The sequence below is a fragment of the Sodalis sp. RH15 genome (assembly GCF_047324255.1).
Classification (GTDB): domain Bacteria; phylum Pseudomonadota; class Gammaproteobacteria; order Enterobacterales; family Enterobacteriaceae; genus Acerihabitans; species Acerihabitans ligni.
This window is the reverse complement of record NZ_CP178738.1, coordinates 5,551,631-5,568,965: the sequence shown is the minus strand read 5'-3', so window position 1 is coordinate 5,568,965 and position 17,335 is coordinate 5,551,631. Positions and strand designations below refer to the sequence as shown.

Annotated in this window: 18 protein-coding genes; 8 read left to right on the top strand and 10 right to left on the bottom strand. The window is 53.4% G+C overall.

Translation table 11 applies throughout. From position 1 onward, the window contains the following. Window positions 1-51: 51 nt before the first annotated feature. The 7 genes from ACL2XO_RS25225 (at window position 52) to gntU (ending at window position 7,967) form a co-directional block, all read left to right on the top strand. Complete coding sequence (locus ACL2XO_RS25225) at window positions 52-1,329, top strand: ABC transporter substrate-binding protein (RefSeq protein WP_413725825.1); 1,278 nt, start codon at window positions 52-54, stop codon at window positions 1,327-1,329. Between the two features lie 3 nt (window positions 1,330-1,332). Next, a complete protein-coding gene (locus tag ACL2XO_RS25220) occupies window positions 1,333-2,259 on the top strand; it encodes a carbohydrate ABC transporter permease (protein ID WP_413741799.1) in 927 nt (308 codons plus the stop codon). 151 nt (window positions 2,260-2,410) lie between these two features. After that, window positions 2,411-3,196 carry an inositol monophosphatase family protein gene (locus ACL2XO_RS25215; RefSeq protein WP_413741798.1) on the top strand — a complete coding sequence of 262 codons (786 nt, stop codon included), beginning with the start codon at window positions 2,411-2,413 and terminating at the stop codon, window positions 3,194-3,196. A gap of 191 nt (window positions 3,197-3,387) precedes the next feature. Beyond that, window positions 3,388-4,344 carry a curved DNA-binding protein gene (gene cbpA / locus ACL2XO_RS25210; protein ID WP_413741797.1) on the top strand — a complete coding sequence of 319 codons (957 nt, stop codon included), beginning with the start codon at window positions 3,388-3,390 and terminating at the stop codon, window positions 4,342-4,344. Window positions 4,345-4,350: 6 nt separating this feature from the next. Further along, complete coding sequence (locus ACL2XO_RS25205) at window positions 4,351-4,653, top strand: chaperone modulator CbpM (protein WP_132925060.1); 303 nt, start codon at window positions 4,351-4,353, stop codon at window positions 4,651-4,653. A 334-nt stretch (window positions 4,654-4,987) separates the two neighbouring features. Continuing rightward, window positions 4,988-6,049, top strand: a complete 1,062-nt coding sequence (locus ACL2XO_RS25200; RefSeq protein ID WP_413741796.1) for a glycosyltransferase family 9 protein — start codon at window positions 4,988-4,990, stop codon at window positions 6,047-6,049. A gap of 580 nt (window positions 6,050-6,629) precedes the next feature. Further along, window positions 6,630-7,967: a gluconate transporter gene (gene gntU / locus ACL2XO_RS25195; protein WP_132927971.1), complete on the top strand. Its 1,338-nt coding sequence runs from the start codon at window positions 6,630-6,632 to the stop codon at window positions 7,965-7,967. Window positions 7,968-8,364: 397 nt separating this feature from the next. On the opposite strand, the gene ACL2XO_RS25190 is transcribed toward gntU, so the two are convergent. Continuing rightward, on the bottom strand, window positions 8,365-8,940 hold the full coding sequence (locus tag ACL2XO_RS25190) for an Ail/Lom family outer membrane beta-barrel protein (protein WP_413725821.1): 576 nt from the start codon (window positions 8,938-8,940) through the stop codon (window positions 8,365-8,367). A 610-nt stretch (window positions 8,941-9,550) separates the two neighbouring features. On the opposite strand from ACL2XO_RS25190, the gene ACL2XO_RS25185 reads away from it, so the two are divergent. Next, a complete protein-coding gene (locus ACL2XO_RS25185; protein WP_413725820.1) occupies window positions 9,551-10,237 on the top strand; it encodes a TetR/AcrR family transcriptional regulator in 687 nt (228 codons plus the stop codon). 111 nt (window positions 10,238-10,348) lie between these two features. Here ACL2XO_RS25185 and ACL2XO_RS25180 read toward each other — a convergent pair whose 3' ends face one another. The 9 genes from ACL2XO_RS25180 to ACL2XO_RS25140 all read right to left on the bottom strand — a co-directional run bounded on the left by ACL2XO_RS25180 (window position 10,349) and on the right by ACL2XO_RS25140 (window position 17,146). After that, window positions 10,349-11,326, bottom strand: coding sequence for an anti-sigma factor family protein (locus ACL2XO_RS25180; protein ID WP_413725819.1), 978 nt, complete (start codon window positions 11,324-11,326; stop codon window positions 10,349-10,351). Beyond that, entirely contained in the window at window positions 11,323-11,937 is a 615-nt protein-coding gene (locus ACL2XO_RS25175) for a sigma-70 family RNA polymerase sigma factor (RefSeq protein WP_413725818.1), read from the bottom strand. The genes ACL2XO_RS25180 and ACL2XO_RS25175 overlap by 4 nt, the downstream gene beginning before the upstream one ends. Before the next feature lie 26 nt (window positions 11,938-11,963). Continuing rightward, window positions 11,964-12,497 (bottom strand): tetratricopeptide repeat protein, encoded by a 534-nt coding sequence (locus ACL2XO_RS25170; protein WP_413726850.1) that lies wholly within the window; start codon window positions 12,495-12,497, stop codon window positions 11,964-11,966. 174 nt (window positions 12,498-12,671) lie between these two features. After that, a complete protein-coding gene (locus ACL2XO_RS25165; protein WP_413725817.1) occupies window positions 12,672-13,241 on the bottom strand; it encodes a cytochrome b in 570 nt (189 codons plus the stop codon). A gap of 449 nt (window positions 13,242-13,690) precedes the next feature. Beyond that, window positions 13,691-13,909 carry a hypothetical protein gene (locus ACL2XO_RS25160; protein ID WP_413741795.1) on the bottom strand — a complete coding sequence of 73 codons (219 nt, stop codon included), beginning with the start codon at window positions 13,907-13,909 and terminating at the stop codon, window positions 13,691-13,693. Beyond that, window positions 13,906-14,139 carry a hypothetical protein gene (locus tag ACL2XO_RS25155; protein WP_413725815.1) on the bottom strand — a complete coding sequence of 78 codons (234 nt, stop codon included), beginning with the start codon at window positions 14,137-14,139 and terminating at the stop codon, window positions 13,906-13,908. Before ACL2XO_RS25155 ends, ACL2XO_RS25160 begins: the two co-directional genes overlap by 4 nt. A gap of 142 nt (window positions 14,140-14,281) precedes the next feature. Continuing rightward, window positions 14,282-14,623, bottom strand: a complete 342-nt coding sequence (locus ACL2XO_RS25150; protein WP_413725814.1) for a hypothetical protein — start codon at window positions 14,621-14,623, stop codon at window positions 14,282-14,284. 490 nt (window positions 14,624-15,113) lie between these two features. Beyond that, entirely contained in the window at window positions 15,114-16,037 is a 924-nt protein-coding gene (locus ACL2XO_RS25145) for a ketopantoate reductase family protein (RefSeq protein WP_413725813.1), read from the bottom strand. Window positions 16,038-16,471: 434 nt separating this feature from the next. Beyond that, window positions 16,472-17,146 (bottom strand): Ig-like domain-containing protein, encoded by a 675-nt coding sequence (locus tag ACL2XO_RS25140; protein WP_413725812.1) that lies wholly within the window; start codon window positions 17,144-17,146, stop codon window positions 16,472-16,474. Window positions 17,147-17,335: the final 189 nt, after the last annotated feature.

Genomic DNA, 17,335 nt, shown 5'->3' with positions numbered 1-17,335 from the left:
GAATTTATCAACCGCATTGAATCGTCAATCCAGACGAAACAGGAGACGACCATGTTATCCATGAAAAAAAGCTTTTTTTTGGCCGGTTTGGCGATGTTGTCCGCTGCCAACGGCGCGCAGGCAAAACAGGTGGTGCTGCACGCCCTGATGGAAGATGTGCCCGAAACCCATATTATCGAACAAATGTTACCGCAATTTGAACAACAGAGCGGTATCAAGGTGGAATTTGAAAAAATCGGCTACGGCGATATGCATGATAAGCTGGTGGCGCAGTTGATTGCGCCGCAAAGCTATTACAATTTGCTGGAAGTGGATTTTCTCTGGGCGGGAGAATTCCCCGCCGCGCAGTGGCTGACGGATTTGTCGCCGATGATCGCCAAATCGAAATTCGATACCTCGGCGTTTATCCCTTCCACGGTGTCGCTGCTCAACCACGACAAAAACAAGATGTTTATCCTGCCGATGTACAACTACTCCATGGGGCTGATTTATCGCACCGATATCCTGGGGGACAAAAACCTGCAACAGCAATTCCAGGCCGCGAACAACAAGCCGCTGGCCTTGCCGGCTTCCCTGGATGAATACGTGGCCCTGGCGAAGTTCGTCAAGGAAAAACAGAATATCGCCGGCGCCGCCATGCAGGGGCAGCGGGGCGATCCCAACAGTATGGAATTTTCCAACTATCTGTTCGCCGCCGGGGGCGATTATCTTGACGGCGACAACAAGGTGGTATTGAACAGCCCTGCGGGCAAAAAGGCCCTTGCCCTCTATGTCGACGCCATCCAGCACGGCGCCCAGGCCGGCGCGCTGTCCGCCACCCTGGATGACACCCAGCGCCTGATGTGCAGCGGCAAGGCTTTCAGCATGATCACCTATTGGTGGATGCTGCCGCAGCTGGATAATGCCAAATCCTGCCCGGCGGTGGCCGGTAAGCTGGCGCTGACGCCGATGCCCGGCGGCCATGGCGAAAGCGGCGGCTGGGGCTGGGGTATACCGAAAAACGTTTCGCCGGAAGAACAGCAGGCCGCCTGGACCTTTATCCAATGGGTGCAAAGCAAAAAGGTCGAAACGGAACGCGCCCTGCAGGGCCATGCGCCGGTGAGGACCGACGTTTATAGCGATCCGGCGGTGCTGGCCAAGTTCCCCTATTACCAAACCGCGCAGCAGGTGGTGGCCGGGGGGAAATCCTTCCCGATCTTTACCTATTCCGCCCAGTATGAGGATGTGCTCGGCACCCAGCTTTCCCAGGCGGCCGGCGGCAGCGGCAATACGGACGGCGCTCTGGCGGCGGCGGCCACCCAGCTTGAAACGCTGATGAAAAAGAAGTAATTGATGATGCTAACTAAAACCTCCGCCGCTCCTTTGCGGCGCCCTAAACCCCGGTGGCCGGGGTTTGACAGGTTTCGCCTCACCGGATGGGCGTTCGCGTCGCCGGGGCTGCTGGCGCTGGCCATTGTGCTGGGTTTCCCTGTGCTGTATGCCGTGGCGCTGGCGTTTTCATCCTTTACCCTGATGCGTCCGGCGCTGGCGCCCTTTATCGGCATTGATAACTTTACCGCGGTTTTGAGCGATGGAGCCTTTTGGGTTGCGGCCTGGCTGACTATCAAATACTCGGTGATAACCGTCGCCGGGGAATTCGTTGTTGGGCTGGGCATCGCCTTGATGCTGAACCGGACGGTCAGGACCCGGGCGATCTATTTCGCGCTGCTGACCATTCCCATGGCGATGTCGCCGGTCTGCGTGGCGCTGATTTGGCGGATGCTGCTGCAGCCAAATCTGGGCATAGTGAACCATCTGCTGGAGACCTGGGGATTGCCGCGCCTGGATTGGCTGGGGGATCCTACCATGGCCTTCTGGACCATGGCGTTTATCGATATCTGGCAGCAGATGTCGTTTGTGGTGCTGATCCTGGCGGCGGGCCTTGCCGCGCTGCCACGGGAGCCTTATGAGGCGGCTGAAATGGACGGCGCCCGGCGCTGGCAGCAGTTCTGGTTTATCACGCTGCCGATGCTGCGTCCGGTGGCGGCCATCGCCGTGGTCATCCAATTGATCAATGAACTGCGAACCTATGATTTGCCCTATGTGCTCACCCGCGGCGGTCCCGGCACCGCCACCGAAGTGTTAAGCTTTTTTGCCTACCGCCGGGCTTTTCTCGGTCTGTCCGTCAATGAGGGCTCAGCCGCCGCGCTGGTGCTGCTGCTTATCGTGCTGGTGATGACGGTGCTGTTTTTCGCCATGCTGGAGCGCCGCCGCGGTTAAGGCGTGTTATTTCTCCTGCCGGAACGTCGCCGCGGCTAACGGCTTTTCATTTTCGCCGGATTAACGGATGGATGTTTTCACCTGGCCGGACTATGTTGTTAGTCTTGCCGTGACGGCCCCTGCCGGGGGCCTGTGAAACATCAGGAGCGTTATGACAGCGTTACCCTCCCATCGTCTGGCCATCGCCGGACACATCGTCGCCGAGGCGGCGGAGTTGGCGTTATGGCATTTTTCACGCCGCGCCGAGCTGCGCCTTGACAGTAAACGCAGCCAGGATTTCGTTTCCGAGGCCGATATGGCGGTGGAACGATTAATTCGCGATCGCCTGCAACAGCATTTTCCCGACGATAATGTCGTTGGCGAAGAGCTGGGCGGCGAACTGGGCTCGGGGGCTAACTGGGTCATCGACCCCATTGACGGCACGGCGAATTTTTTGCGCGGTTCGCCGTTATGGGGCGTTTCCCTGGGCCTGCTCGAGGGGCAAAAACCGGTGTTGGGGGTGGTCGCCCTGCCGGTGCTTACCGAACTGCTGGCCGCTGAAACCGGCCAAGGCGTATTCAGTAAGGGACAGCCCTTTGTGCGGGATAGCCGCTTTGACCAAGTGAAGATGGTGTCTCTCGGCGACAGCGCCGATGACCGGTTACAGGACGCGGCGGCCTTTTACCAGGGCCTGCGCGGTGCGGAGTGGTCGGTGGAATGTTACCGCTGCACCACGGTAGGCATGCTATTCGCCGCCAAGGGCCTGATTGACGGCCATCTGCAGCGTCGTACCACGCTTTGGGACATCGCCGGCGGGCTGGTTATCTGCGCCGAGGCGGGACTGGAGGTCACCCATGCTTTCCGGGACGGCGATATACGGCATATGTCGGTGGCGGCCGGCACGGCTTCCCTGCTGGATGCCGTGCGACCGCTGTGGCCGAACCTCCAGCCGTGCTAATTTAAACGGTTAATCAGCCCGCGGTTCTTTTATTGGCTTGACAGGGACATACAGACTTTTATCACCTGGGTTGAAGTGCTAAAGTTACCGACATTGCAGATATTTCCGTCAGCGGTGTTATACCCGTCACGCATTATTCAGGGTATTTAAAACCGCGCTTCATCCCTTAAAACATGGCGGTAGAGAGCTGTATGGACTTCAAAGACTATTATGCCGCATTGGGCGTCGAGCCCACTGCCGATCTCAAAACAATCAAAACCGCCTATCGCCGGCTGGCCCGCAAATATCATCCGGATGTCAGCACCGAACCCAACGCTGAAAGCCGGTTCAAAGACGTGGCGGAAGCTTACGAGGTGCTGAAGGATACCGCCCGCCGCGCCGAGTACGATGAATTGCGCAAGTACGGCCAGGGCGGCCGTTTCGAGGCGCCGCCGGGCTGGCAGCCCAGCGGCCGTGCCGGTGGCGCCCAGACGGGCGATGATTTCAATTTCCAGCAGCATGATTTCTCCGATTTCTTTGAGTCGGTGTTCGGCGGCAGGGGCCAGGCCCGCGCCGCGCAGAGCGGGAGGACGGCCGCCCGCCGCGGCCAGGATGTGGAAATCGAGGTGGCGGTTTTCCTTGAGGAAACACTGAAAGAGCATCAGCGCACCATCAGCTTCCAGCTGCCGGGGTCGGTGGAGTATGGCCGTCAAACCCCGCCGGCGGCCAAAACGCTGAAGGTCAAAATCCCCGCCGGCGTCGGCGATGGCGATCGCATTCGTATCAAAGGGCAGGGTCCCGCCGGCAGCGGCGGCGGCCCTAACGGCGATGTCTACCTGATTATCCGCATTGCGCCTCATCCGCTGTTTGATATCGACGGTAATAATCTGCTGGTGACACTGCCCCTCGCCCCGTGGGAAGCGGCGCTCGGCGCCAAGGTGACCGTTCCGACGCTGACGGGCAAAATAACCCTTACCGTTCCCCCCAACAGCCAGACCGGCCAGCAGCTGCGTATCAAAGGCAAGGGATTGGCGAACAAACAGGGCACCGGTGATTTGTATGCCCTTATCAAGGTGGTGATGCCGCAGCAGACGGATGACAAGGGGCGTAAGCTGTGGGCGGAAATCGCCGAGCATTGTGCATTTAATCCTCGTGCGGAATGGGAGTGACAGGTCATGACCGACATTAGGGTAACTCTGGAAATTACCGAATTTTGTCAATATGCCAGTATTTCCCGGGATGAACTGTTTGAAGTGGTGGGTCTGGGCATCATTACCCCGCAAGACGACGCTGATGATAACTGGCGTTTCGAGCCCGCCGCGCTGCATGAAATCAAGCGGGCGCAGCGTCTGCGGCAGGAACTGGAGCTTGACTGGCCGGGTATCGCGCTGGCGGTGGGCCTGCTGGATGAGATCAAGCGCCTGCGCCAAGAAAATCGCCACCTGCAGCAGCGGCTGGACCGGTTTTTGCAAAAATAGCCCCGGCAGCAAACCGGCAGCTCGGGGCTTGGCGCATTGCCGCCCCGGCGCTGGCAGGTTCTCAAAACGCCACTGACGCTTTCTCGCCCCTTGATCAAGGATATCGCGGCCGTGCAGGGCGTTCTTTCACTCTGATACTCTTATCACACACTTTTATTCACTGATTGGTTTATGCTCGAATTTTAAACTGTTAAAAGTCTATTTTCCTCATGAGTGAACCCTTTATTGGGGAGATTGTCATATCTCCAGCCAGGGGCATTGGCCGGTCGGCCCTAAATCAGCATTCATTTAACGACAAGCCGAAATTATATATAAGCATAAGCGGAGACTTAGCATGAAAGCTCTGGTGGTTTGTCGGGATAATATCGGTGACACGCTGTTAACTACCCCCTTGATAAACGCATTGGCTAATGGAGGATTTTCAGTCGATGTATTAGCCAATAGCTACAATGCGGCGGTATTAACGGGCAACCCCGATATATTTAGGGTACATGTTTATAAAAAAAATCATCATCGCGCCCGGGGCGAGTCTCTGCTTAAAATACTTTTGCACCGGTTGCGCATTATTTGGGATATCAGGCGCATTCATTACGATATCGCCATTATCGCCAAAAGCCGGTGGGATAAACGGGTCTTAAAATGGTGCACGTTATCCGGCGCGCCGAAAATCATCGCGCTTGGCGCCGTTCCCCATCCGGCCATCACCGAACTGGTGCCTTTGCCCGCGCCCCATACCGAGCATCTGGTGCAGCTGTTTCATCGCATGCTGGCCCCGTTGGGCATCCGGGACGCCGCCGGACCGCTCCATCTGTTCGCCGATCCGGCAAAAGTCGCTGCCTTGGCTCAACAATACGGTATTGATAACCAATTGCCGATCCTGGGCTTGCAGATCAGCGCCCGCCGGGTATTGCAACGCTGGCCGGAGTCTCATTTCGTCGCATTGGCGCAGATGGTGGCCGCCTTGGGGCCCTGCCAGATTATCCTGCTGTGGTCGCCGGGGGCGGAGGACAACCCCACCCATCCCGGCGACGATACCCTGGCCGCCCGTATTGTCGCGGCCTGTAATCTGTCGTGCCTGATACCGATCCCTACCCGGACGCTGGAAGAGCTTATCGGCGCCATGGAGCTGTGCGAAAGAGTGGTCACCAGCGATGGCGGAGCCATGCATATCGCGGCGGGACTGGGTAAAAGCATTGTCGCCCTCTTCGGCGACAGCGATCCCGTTTGTTGGGCGCCCTGGCAGGTACCCTATATCCTGCTGGCGGCGCCGGAAAATAATGTAGTGAATATTGCGCCCAAGGAAGTATTCCAGGCGTTGCAGCATTTGGCTGAGAAGGGTGAAGACGCTGCTATTTTGCAGCCCGAGTCCGCGCTGAATCTTGGCTGGAATAATTAATAATATTAATATAACAGCAAGCAAATTTTATTTTTTCAGAGAAAGGCCTGGAAAGAAAATTTACGATCACATAATTATTACATAATGATTAATTTAGAAAACTAAAAAGCTTTCTTTATTTAAGAAAAAATATTTATGGATAATTAACCAAGTAACCCCTCAGTTGCCCTGTTTACCCGCAATTTTTCCTTTCATCAAGGGACGGACTCCGTTCCTTTCCGCTGCCGCGCAGAGAAGTAAATAATTTCCAATGGTGATAGTACCGGAACGAATCCTTTACAAAAAAGTGTGAGTTAAATCGAATTTTTCGACGTGCATCACAAAATTTGTGTGATGTACATCTAATTTCTTGCCTTTTAAGAGGGACGGCCGGACTATTGTTACCGGTAACATTCACATTCGCCAGCTGAGATGCATACTCATCTGGCCAAGATCAATTAAACGGCAGCGGAACAAGACGTGGCACGTTTTTATTCCAGTGGAGTGAACAGGTGTTTGAACCAAGCATAAAAGAAAATAATGTCCCGGCGTTGGACGCCCCGGCCTTTGAATTTGGCTACGCCGGGCGGATTAACGCATGATGAGCACCTTAACTCTGGTCATCACCGCCATCGGCTCGGTGTTGATATTACTTTTTCTGGTCATGAAAGCGCGTATGCATGCATTTGTCGCTTTACTGCTGGTGTCCGTCGGAACCGGGATTTTTTCCGGAATGCCGCTGGAAAAAATCGCCGATACCATGCAGGCCGGCATGGGGGGCACTTTGGGTTTCCTGGCCATTGTCGTCGCGCTGGGATCAATGTTCGGTAAAGTACTGCATGAAACCGGCGCCCTGGATCAAATCGCCACCAGGATGATCAAAAGCTTTGGCGAACGGCGGGCGTTCCTGGCCCTCGGCATCGTCGGGCTTATTTGCGCATTGCCGCTGTTTTTTGAGGTGGCGGTGATGCTGTTGATTGGGGTGGTGTTCGCCGTTGCCCGCCGTACCGGCGACAATCTGGTGAAACTGCTGGTGCCTTTATTTGCCGGCGTGGCCGCGGCGGCGGCGTTTTTATTGCCCGGACCGACGCCGATGCTGCTGGCATCGCAGATGCATGCGGATTATGGCTGGATGATAGCCATCGGCCTGGCGGCGGCCATCCCCGGCATGCTGGTGGCCGGGCCGCTATTCGGCAGCATTATCAGCCGGTATGTGACCATCCCTTTGCCGGAAGATATCGCCGCGCCGGCATTAAAAACCGAGGCATTGCCTTCCTTTGGGTTCAGCGTGTCGCTGGTGTTGTTCCCCTTGATCCTGGTGGGATTAAAAACCATCGGGGTACGTTTTGTGGCCCAGGGCTCGACGCTTTACCGCTGGATGGAATTGGTGGGCCATCCTTTTATCGCCATTTTGCTGGCTTGCCTGGTGGCCATCTACGGCCTGGCGTACCGGCAGGGCATGAGCAAAGACAAGGTGATGGGAATCTGCTCGGCGGCGCTGCAACCGGCGGGGATCATTCTGCTGGTGACCGGCGCCGGCGGCGTCTTTAAACAGGTATTGGTGGATTCGGGGGTGGGGCCGGCGTTGGGTAATGCGTTAATCGGCACCGGCCTGCCTATCGCGGTGGCCTGTTTTGTGCTGGCGGCCGCCATCCGTATTATTCAAGGATCGGCTACCGTGGCGTGTTTAACCACCGTAGGACTGGTGATGCCGGTTATCACCGGCCTTGGTCTGAACGGCGCCCAGCTGGCGGCCTTATCGGTATGCATCGGCGGCGGTTCCATTGTCTGCAGCCATGTTAACGACGCGGGATTTTGGCTGTTCGGCAAGCTGACCGGCGCTACCGAGCTGCAGACCCTGAAAACCTGGACCCTGATGGAGACGATTCTCGGCACCACCGGCGCGCTGGTGGGCATGGTGGCCTATACGCTGTTTTGAGTGTGGCTTTCAGCCTGATGGTTCGGTCTATTTGATGGCCTTGGGTTGGCGGTACAGTGTTAAACAGTGTTGTTATAGTGGGTTTGCCTTTAATGAGATAGGCGGCAGGCAGGACGTTTTCCCTTTAACACGCTCGGGTCATGGCTCGGTGATAGCGGGCTTACCGTGCCGTGGGGCGCTCTGTCGGGCAGAAAACCCATGCCCGATTCGACCCCATCAGCACGGTCTCCCTTTAACACGTCTGGTACTCGCTTCGGTTAAAGCTGGTGATTTGCAAGGCGGCTGCACTGTCGCGCCGGCGGGCTCTCCCGCTGTAAAGGCGCGATTCGCATTCAGGCCTTTATTGGTCGGCCTGAATGCGGATTAATCGATAACGAGGGAACAACGTAGAGTTCAATCAGAACCGGTAACCGACGCCGACGTTAAAGCCGTTGATGGAATATCTGTCATTGTCATTATCCTTCGCCCTCGAGCCTTCATAGCCTATATCCACGGTAATATTATGGCGCGGATTTATTTGTATCCCGGCGCCATACATAAACCCAGTGCTTTTATCAGTACTGCTACTTTGATCTGTTTTGTTTTTACTACCATGCGTAACGGACCATACATTATCAGAGAATTTATCAAAGCTGGCCCCTATTAAGGTGTAAACACTGACAAATTCATTAAAACGGTAAGCTGGGCCAGCCGACAGGCTTAAATATTTGAATTTTGTTTTCTCGAATCTACTATCAAAACTGTGCCGTTCTTCCTCAGTATGGCTTGCACCCATATACGTCAATGAAGAAATGATGCTTACAGGGCTATCCCACTCATAGCGGTATTTGGCATTCACCCCTTTTAAGCTGGCGCCATCTTTAATCTTACTCTGTGCATAACCCATTGAAACCGTATGGTTACTGTCGGCCAGGGTGTTGAAGGTTGTTCCCAGGGTGGTGCAGGCTAGCAGCGCTAAACAAAGCTTTTTCATGATGTCATCCTTATTATAAAAATCCACGTTACTTATTATGAAGCAGGTCTAGTATTTGTTATTTCATCCGCGGGATTATCCTGACGTAATGACGAGATAAAAGCGGCAACAGCGATCTTCGAAGGCAGATAATAAATATAAATTTTTAAAAAATCTCGAAAAAAATGAACTATCAGGAATTTTAGTGCTGCAAATGAAATTTGTTTATCAACGGTAGAGATAATGCTCTGTTAATTATTTTTAATCAAAGTGATATATTTTTTAATAAAATCATAACTGCATGTATATAAAGTTCTCTTCGGCCCATCGATAATAATAAATATGAAAGTGGCGGCAGTCACAGTGCCGATAGGTTCACCCGAATGCCCCGTGACCTCATCCGTTAATCCTGGCGCATCTTCTCTTGATCCCATACGAAACAGGGCTGCCTGAACCCGCAGAGAAGGCTCAGCCGATGAAAAGATGAAAAGAGGGAGGCCGCGGGGCAAGGGCGCTCACCGTCGGAAAATGTTGTTTACAAAATTCGGAAAACTCTCTCGACAGCGGTAAAAAGATTTTTTATAGTGGACGTTAATTATTTTCTGCCACTCCACCGAATACGAGGAAAGTTATGAGCACAGAGCAAGTAGCGGCATGTCTGAAGAAGGGTCGCGGGCGCCCAAAGCAGTTTGACCGTGATTCCGCTCTGGATAAGGCGCTGGAGATGTTCTGGCGCCATGGCTATGAAGCTACCTCGATGTCCGATCTGGTGGAGGCCACCGGTGCCAAGGCACCGACGCTTTATGCCGAGTTCGGCAATAAAGAAGGGTTGTTCCGGGCGGCGGTGGAACGTTATGTCATCAAGTTCGCCGAGAAGGGCAAGGCGTTGCTCGCCCGTCCGGATTGCACCGTCGCCGAGGCGGTGGAAAACTTTTTCCGCGCGGCCGCCTCAATGTTTACCGATAAGAGCCTGCCGTCGGGCTGTTTCATCATTTGTACCTCGGCCGCGCTCTCCGCATCGTCCGAAGAAGTGGCGCAGATGTTGAAATGCCGCCATCATTTGCAGGAAAACACCCTGAGGGATTTTCTGCAATCCCGCCAGGCGCTGGGCGAGCTGTCCGCCGACGCGCCGGTGGCGGCGCTGGCAAAATATCTGGCCGGTACCTTGCAGGGCATGTCGGTGCAAGCGCGCGACGGCGCTACCCAGGCGGATCTGGATCTCATCGTTTCCACGCTGATGGCGGTATGGCCGCATCTGGTGAACCTGAGCGCCGAGCGCTTACAACCGCTGCCGGTAGCGGTGGCCGAAGAAGCTTGAACCTCGGCTGGGCCGGCGTACCCGGCCCGCGATTGTTTGACGGCGTCCGTGCCCCATGATTCAGTCAACCACTCCGTGGCCTGAACCCTGCCATGGTTCTCATGCCAATGATTATGCCGCAATCAGTTTTTGCGCCAGCGCGTTCAGCTCCGCCGGCGGGTTATGGCCAATCAGCATATAACGGTGGCCTCCCGTAGCCCAGTACACCACGTTCATTCCGCGCAGTACTTCATTTTCCGGCCCGTCTTGCCGGCCGTCGCCGGCGCGGGTTATGCACAGCGCCAGCGGCCCGTGCCTTTCATCCAGATAGGCAATTTGCGCTATGGGCTGTCTGTCGTAGCTCAGCAGCCGGGCGAACTTCAGCTCGGCGCCCGGCAGGCTGAGCCGCCCGGGATCAAGGGATAATCCCAGCCTGGCGCCGACGGTCTTTAGCTGCTGCTGCTGCAGGTCCGGCGATGTTGCCGTATCCGCGAAGGTTTCGTCGGTATAGAGCGACATATATTCCGCCACCAGATCCCGCCAGTTATCCTGATGTCCCGCCGGTGTGAACAGTCCGAACGACAGCCGTCCGCCGAGGATGCCCACCGCCAGGCCGGCCACCGCCGCCGCCATCAGATTTCTGCGACTGATGCCGCGACCGGCGGCCGGCGCCGTTATCGGCGCCCGTCCGTCCGGCCGGTCTACGCCATTTGCAATGCTCAAGCCATCATGACTATCCACCAGGCCATTCGGATTACCCGAGCCATCATGCCTATCCAGGCCATTCGGATTACCCGAGTCGTCGAGCCCATCCCCGTCATGCGGAATATCCAAGCCATCGGGCCGGTCTAAGCCATTCGGGCTGTTTGCTTCCGTCAGACTCTCCAGCCTGGCCCGCAAACGCGCCGCCGGCGCCTGATTGAGCATAACGGCGTAAGCCGCACTGAAAGGCAGGCTGGCCTGGTCCAGCAGCGACAGCCGTTCGGCGAGCTGGGGATCGTCGCCGAGCCGCTGTTCAATCTGTCGGCGCTGGTCGGCATCCAATTCATTATCCAGGTAAGCCACCAGCAGTTCATCGGTCAGCGGCGGAACCAAGGGGCGTTTTGTCATACCTTGTCGCCCTCCACCTGGGGCCGGGCCGATGATATGGCGGCGTCTTTAGCCAGCGTCAGCCGGGCGGCGGCCAGCCGGCTCATAATCGTGCCGATGGGCACGGATAGGGTCTGTGCCGCTTCCTGATAGGTAAACCCCTCCACATAGACCAAAAAGACCGCATTGCGCTGCGCCTCCGGCAATTGGTTGACGCGGGCCATGATTTGATTCGCCCAGATATGACTTACCGAATCCGATTCACCGCTGTGTGCCGTCACCTCGTCTATATCGACAAATCCTTGCCCCTGGCGAATCTGCCGCGATCGGATCTCGTTGATCCAGATGGAGTGCAGAATCGAGAAAAGCCAGCGGTCCAGCGCCGTGCCGGCGGTAAATTGCCCGGCACGTTCCATAGCCCTTACACAGGTGGACTGCACCAAATCATCCGCTATATCCGGTTTGCGGGACAACACCATGCCGTAGCGCCATAAGCGCGTCAAATAGTGCCCCAGCTCGTCGCGGATATCATGGGTATCGATGATAGCGATCTCCTGCCCCAATTCAGTGTCTCGGCAGATTATAGGAACAGCTTTTTCCAGAATACAAGGACCGGTTAAGGAAGATAACATAAGGTGGCGTTTATGCCTCGGGCCCGTCAGGATTCAGGGTGGCCTTGGATGGCGTTGGACAAATCGCGATACTCCTCGCAGCCGGTGCCGCACAAGGTTTTTATGGTGGCCAGCTGTGCTTTGGCCAAATCGGGCCGGCCTTTGATCATCCAGGCCTCGCCCAGGTACTCCCGTACCTGGGCATAGTGGGGGTCCAGGGCGATGGAGCGCTGATAATAACCGATGCCTTCGTCGGTGCGGCCCAGCTTGCGCGTAGCATAGCCGCGATAGTTCCAGGCCTGGGCGGTATTAGGTTGTTTTAAGGTGTCCAACACCGCCAGGGCTTCCTGATAACGCTTGGCTTTCGCCAGGGTATAGGCGTAGCGGGTGCGGTCGGCGTCGGAGATCATACTGCCTTTATCCACCATGCAGGTTTTGGTGCGCGAATCATAAATTTGTCCTTTCGGGCAGGTGGGAGTGGTTGATGAATCGTCCCCCATGGCATGACTCAGGCCGGATATCAGCAGCAGGGCGCCTCCGAGCAGCAGTGGGAAATGTTTGGCGGCGGCAATTGATGTCATCGGTTTCAACATGGCGATATGTCCTTTTGTGGAGTGGATTTCAACCCCACCGGCCGATAATGCGCCGGCGCGGGCCGCAGGTACTGATTTTTGGGTATGTCTATCCGGCTCCGCCTGGGCGGGGCTGGCAATCAGGGATAAATGCCGGCATGCGTCGCCGGCGGACGGGCGGCGTTATTCCGCCGGCGGCATCATTCTTCTCAGCGTGTCGTCACGCAGGACGTAGTGGTGAAACAAGGCAGCGCAGGCATGCAGGCCGGTCAGGATAATGATGGTCCAGGCGGTATAGAAATGCAGCATGCCGAAAGTTCTGCGCAACATAGGATCAACGTTGAATATATCAGGTACGGTAAATAAGCCGAAAAACATGAAGGGCTCGCCCTGCGCCCAGCGGAAAAGAAAACCCAGCGTAATTTGTGCAATTAATAAAAGATATAACGCCCAGTGGGTTAATTTGGCTAAACGATGCATCAATAACGATGAAGAGGCTGCGGGTAATTTTTTTCCAGCGGTCGCGCGCCAAATGAGGCGGATAATAATTATCGCCGCCAATGCAATGCCGAAAGAAATATGTAGTGATTGTAGTGTTTTCCGCCAAAATGTTCCGCGCTCAAGCTGTTCCCATATTTGCGAGCTGGCAAAAAGAAAAATCACTATCAGCGCCGTTACCCAATGCAGGGTTAACGTTAATTTATCATAATAGTGTTTCACGGTGCTGGTTCGTGCGATGGAATTCACTGACATACTATCATCCTATTCTCATGGTTTGCATACCGAGTAAACACCTCGTAAGAAGATTTTATTCGGTCTTTTTTGAAAAATAAATAATGCCATATAAATCATATAATTGAATTATTTTATTGTTTTTTTACCTTCGGATGGGTTGAATCCTGGCGTAAAAAGCACCAACCTTATCAGGCCCGACACCCTATTTAAAGGTATGGCCGCCATGATTAATGCACGACCGGTTTTACTCGAGGTGACTCATATAACCGAAGAAACAGACTCTGATGAGACGGCAACGCTTGAACAAATAGCGCTGTCCCTGCAAAGAATAGAGGCATCGCTGGCCTCGAGGCAGCGAGAATTAAAGTTATTGGAATCCATTAACGCTTCACTGAATTCTTATACGATAAATATGATATTAGGCGTTTTTTTTCTATTGGCTTTTGGAACATTGGCACTTTATTTTTTCAGCGATCGGCTTTTTTCGATAATGCAGGTGATGCAGGATTTACCTCTGGTGACGCGATAAAGATGTGCGCACATTCCGGCGATGAAATTTCGGCCAGAATGGCGGTTAATGCCACGGTCTGATTAGCCGGCATAATGGTCTCGAAACGCCGCTGCTCCGCCTGCCATAGCGGCTGCGATGCCGCCAGTTTATCCCGCTCCGCCGGGGTAGGCCTCAAGGATTCGCGCCATGATGGGAGAACGTACACAGCGTTTTGTTACTTTGCGGCAAACCGCGGGAGATCATCCGTGGATCCGGGACGGTATCCACGCCATGTAGGGGCCGCGCATCGGACTGAATTGATACCGCCAACCCGGCGGGACGTTGCCCTTGAGGTATCAGCAAGCGAAAAGGGTAGATATTGGCAAAGACGCCACCAAGGGCATTGTTGGTGGTAAGCCGAATCATGGCCCGCTGCTTTGAAAAAAGGGTTGGACCGAATCCATTACGTCTCTCTCTTTCAAAAACGCGATGGTCCGGTCCCGGCTGATTCAAAATATAAATTAATAATGATTAATGTTCTAAAATTAAAAATTATTGATATTGACGTTCACGGTGCAATGATCCCGAAAAATGTTTTGCTCGATAAAAAAAATTCCACCGTGGGAGAAAAGGTTTCATCGCCATATCTGTTTGTCTGGCCGTAATAGGATTGATTATAAAAGTCAAAAATCCAATAAACCGGGTCATCAAATGTCACCAAAATTGGTTCGCTGCCCCCTAGATATACGGCTTGACGCATATCATTGTTTAAGCGCACTGATATGACATCCCCAACTGAAAAGCTGGCATCAATAGGTATCAACACAAAAATACCATATGCCGCTTCAATCTGGGCCGTGGTGATTACGCCGTTAACCGCTTGTGGTAAAATCGGTGGTGAAAGAGCCATATAAACTCCTTGATTTTTGGTATTTATACAAAAAGGGTTCACCTATCTTTTAAAATAATCAGTATTAAGCTCAATACAGAGCTTACATTTTTTTCCATGATAAACAATGATATTTTTTGATAGCAGGCTTTTCTTTTTTTGAGAATAACAATTTTCGAACACTTGAATGCTATAAAAGGGAGACATTGCTAAATAAGAGAATATATTCTTATGGGAAAGCTTGTCATTGAGAAAGAGTAATATTCAATTGTTAACATAAACTTCGGTAAAAATATAGTTTTCAATTATTTGCCTGAAAAATAAAATTTAAACCGGGCTAAGAAGCTTTTGCCATGTTTTTGCTTCGATGCTCTTTCACCGGTAAATCGGCAGGCCGGATGCGAGGCCATCAGCCTGTACCGGGGGTCTTGACGCGAGAGCCGATGGCGGCCGATGACTTCGCGGCGGCGTCAAACGCCATCCATAACAAACAACGCCGCCACGATGACTCCTAAGCGTTACCGCGCGCGGCCCGGTATACGCACAGGTTGACATAGGTTGCTTTCAGCAGCGGCACCGACAGCGCTGCGCGGCCGGCGATGTCCACCAGATCGCCTATCACCTGGTCTGCTTCTATTTCGTAGCCCTGCATCAGGTCGCGGTACATGGAAGAGGTTTGAACCGATTCTTTCCGGGTTAACAGGTCGATGGTCTGCTGTATATACTCTTCCCGCCGGACATAGCCCTGAGAAACCAGCACCGCCAGGACTTCGTTTATCACCCCGCGGGCAAATGCGTCGCCTCCCGGCGCGGAGGCTACCTGGCCGATATTACCGCGCATCAGGCAGGTAATGGCCCCGAGGCTTGCCAGCAGCAGCCATTTTTCCCACATCTCGCTGATGATATTCGGCGACAGGCGAGCATTGAAACCGGCGCCCTGGAAAAAGCGATCCAAACGGGTGATGCGCTCAGAGGCCGCGCTGTCCAGTTCTCCATACGTCAGTTCATGCAAACTGCTCAGCTGTACGATTCTCCCCTTATCATCCAAGGTCCCGGCTATTTTGCACAGGCCGCCGATAACGGCGTTTTTGCCGTAGCGTTCCGCCAGGACTTCAAGGTGCTTCATGCCGTTGAGAACGGGCATAATCAACGTGTTTTCATCCACTGCCGGCCTAAGGGCTTCTAATACGCCGTCCAGGCTGAACGCTTTGACCGCAATCAAAATGGCGTCGTAGGGCCTGGTTATCTCTGCGGCTTCCGTCACCTGGGGTTGCAGCGCCAGCTCGCCCGACGGGGTGATAATACGCATCCCCTCGGAACGCAGCGACGCCGCGCGTTTACCACGCACCAAAAACGTCACGTCACGTCCTGCCAGCGCCAGCCGGCCGCCAAAATAACCGCCGGTGGCGCCGGCGCCCACAACCAGCATACGCATGTTGTTATCCATATTGTTTTCAGCAATTAAGTGAAACAGCATGGGATTAGAATAGGGGCATATGCCAGTATGTGTCCAGCGCTTATCAGTGGCGGTTCAGCGTGCGGATTGTCCTATGCCTCACTTGATGCGGATTGAGGGCATTATCGTCCGCGTCGGGTGATATTGAAATGAACACTTTTGCCGGAAGCGGGCCGGTTACCCCTTGCTTTAAGCTTTAGCAATAAATATTAAAGAAACGGTTTTCCGGATGATAACATTTCACTTATTTCATACTAATATCTTTAAGAAAATATGAATTTTAACGATCTGGTTGTTATCTGAAACCAAACTGATATCGTTCATCAAAAACAGTCCGGCAAGACTATACAATTTTTCAAACTCTTAAAAAGAACATAATCATGCCGGGCTGGCTATCTTTTGACTATTTCCCTTCATCGACAAATAGACTGACCGGGAACGGTAAACATCACTTGTGCTGAAGTGCTTGTGGCGGGATTCGTTCCAAGTTCAATATTAAGAATGACGACTCCAGGAACGGTATTTGTTATTGGTATAAAAGCATTTCCCGTAACATCTGTGACGACAAATTGAGGATGTTGGGCTTGACCGGAAGCCGTCAAACGCAGCACTTGCCCCGAGGAAGGATATCCACTAGCGTCATATAACGTGGCTCTGACGATATTTGTTGAAACGCCATCGGCCAGCGCGTTATTAGCAAGGACCGTGGCCGTGAGTAAGCTGTTTTGCTGCAAGCTTTGAACTATTTGGAAATCAACTCTTTCAGATATTGACGAATTACCGGCAAAATCCTCCGCCACATAAAAAGCAAAATGCGGTCCCACGGTCGCTACGCTGGCCGGGAACAGAAAGCTTCTTGGTAAACCCGGCAGTGTTTGTATAATGAAACTGACTAGCGGGAAGTCGTTACTAGAAAAAAATACATGGATAATGTCGTTGATCTCTACGTCGGGATAGAGAGGCACCTGTAAGTAAAGACCACCGGCAAGATCGATTTGAATGGTATGGATTACACCATTAAAAACTTGCGGAAGCAGCGGAGGACGCAAGGTAAAAAGAGGTCGAGTACAGGGATATGCTGATGACATATAAGCTCCTTAATTTCATATTTGCTATGATCAACTTCAAAATTTTTTATTTTATGTAATTTCGTTTGGAGTGTACTTTCAAAAGTTTATATGAATATTACCTGCTAAAAAATTATTAGACAGTGTTGTTATTTACGTGAGAAATTGCGAAAAAAAACATTTTTATAATAATGTTATAATATTATTTTT

Coding starts and splice junctions, on each gene's coding strand:
- ACL2XO_RS25185 (WP_413725820.1), top strand. CDS start 9,551: ATGAGCACAGAGCAAGTAGCGGCATGTCTGAAGAAGGGTCGCGGGCGC.
- ACL2XO_RS25170 (WP_413726850.1), bottom strand. CDS start 12,497: ATGACATCAATTGCCGCCGCCAAACATTTCCCACTGCTGCTCGGAGGC.
- ACL2XO_RS25145 (WP_413725813.1), bottom strand. CDS start 16,037: ATGCGTATGCTGGTTGTGGGCGCCGGCGCCACCGGCGGTTATTTTGGC.
- ACL2XO_RS25150 (WP_413725814.1), bottom strand. CDS start 14,623: ATGGCTCTTTCACCACCGATTTTACCACAAGCGGTTAACGGCGTAATC.
- ACL2XO_RS25200 (WP_413741796.1), top strand. CDS start 4,988: ATGAAAGCTCTGGTGGTTTGTCGGGATAATATCGGTGACACGCTGTTA.
- ACL2XO_RS25190 (WP_413725821.1), bottom strand. CDS start 8,940: ATGAAAAAGCTTTGTTTAGCGCTGCTAGCCTGCACCACCCTGGGAACA.
- gntU (WP_132927971.1), top strand. CDS start 6,630: ATGAGCACCTTAACTCTGGTCATCACCGCCATCGGCTCGGTGTTGATA.
- ACL2XO_RS25165 (WP_413725817.1), bottom strand. CDS start 13,241: ATGTCAGTGAATTCCATCGCACGAACCAGCACCGTGAAACACTATTAT.
- ACL2XO_RS25155 (WP_413725815.1), bottom strand. CDS start 14,139: ATGATTCGGCTTACCACCAACAATGCCCTTGGTGGCGTCTTTGCCAAT.
- ACL2XO_RS25205 (WP_132925060.1), top strand. CDS start 4,351: ATGACCGACATTAGGGTAACTCTGGAAATTACCGAATTTTGTCAATAT.
- cbpA (WP_413741797.1), top strand. CDS start 3,388: ATGGACTTCAAAGACTATTATGCCGCATTGGGCGTCGAGCCCACTGCC.
- ACL2XO_RS25140 (WP_413725812.1), bottom strand. CDS start 17,146: ATGTCATCAGCATATCCCTGTACTCGACCTCTTTTTACCTTGCGTCCT.
- ACL2XO_RS25175 (WP_413725818.1), bottom strand. CDS start 11,937: ATGTTATCTTCCTTAACCGGTCCTTGTATTCTGGAAAAAGCTGTTCCT.
- ACL2XO_RS25215 (WP_413741798.1), top strand. CDS start 2,411: ATGACAGCGTTACCCTCCCATCGTCTGGCCATCGCCGGACACATCGTC.
- ACL2XO_RS25180 (WP_413725819.1), bottom strand. CDS start 11,326: ATGACAAAACGCCCCTTGGTTCCGCCGCTGACCGATGAACTGCTGGTG.
- ACL2XO_RS25220 (WP_413741799.1), top strand. CDS start 1,333: ATGATGCTAACTAAAACCTCCGCCGCTCCTTTGCGGCGCCCTAAACCC.
- ACL2XO_RS25225 (WP_413725825.1), top strand. CDS start 52: ATGTTATCCATGAAAAAAAGCTTTTTTTTGGCCGGTTTGGCGATGTTG.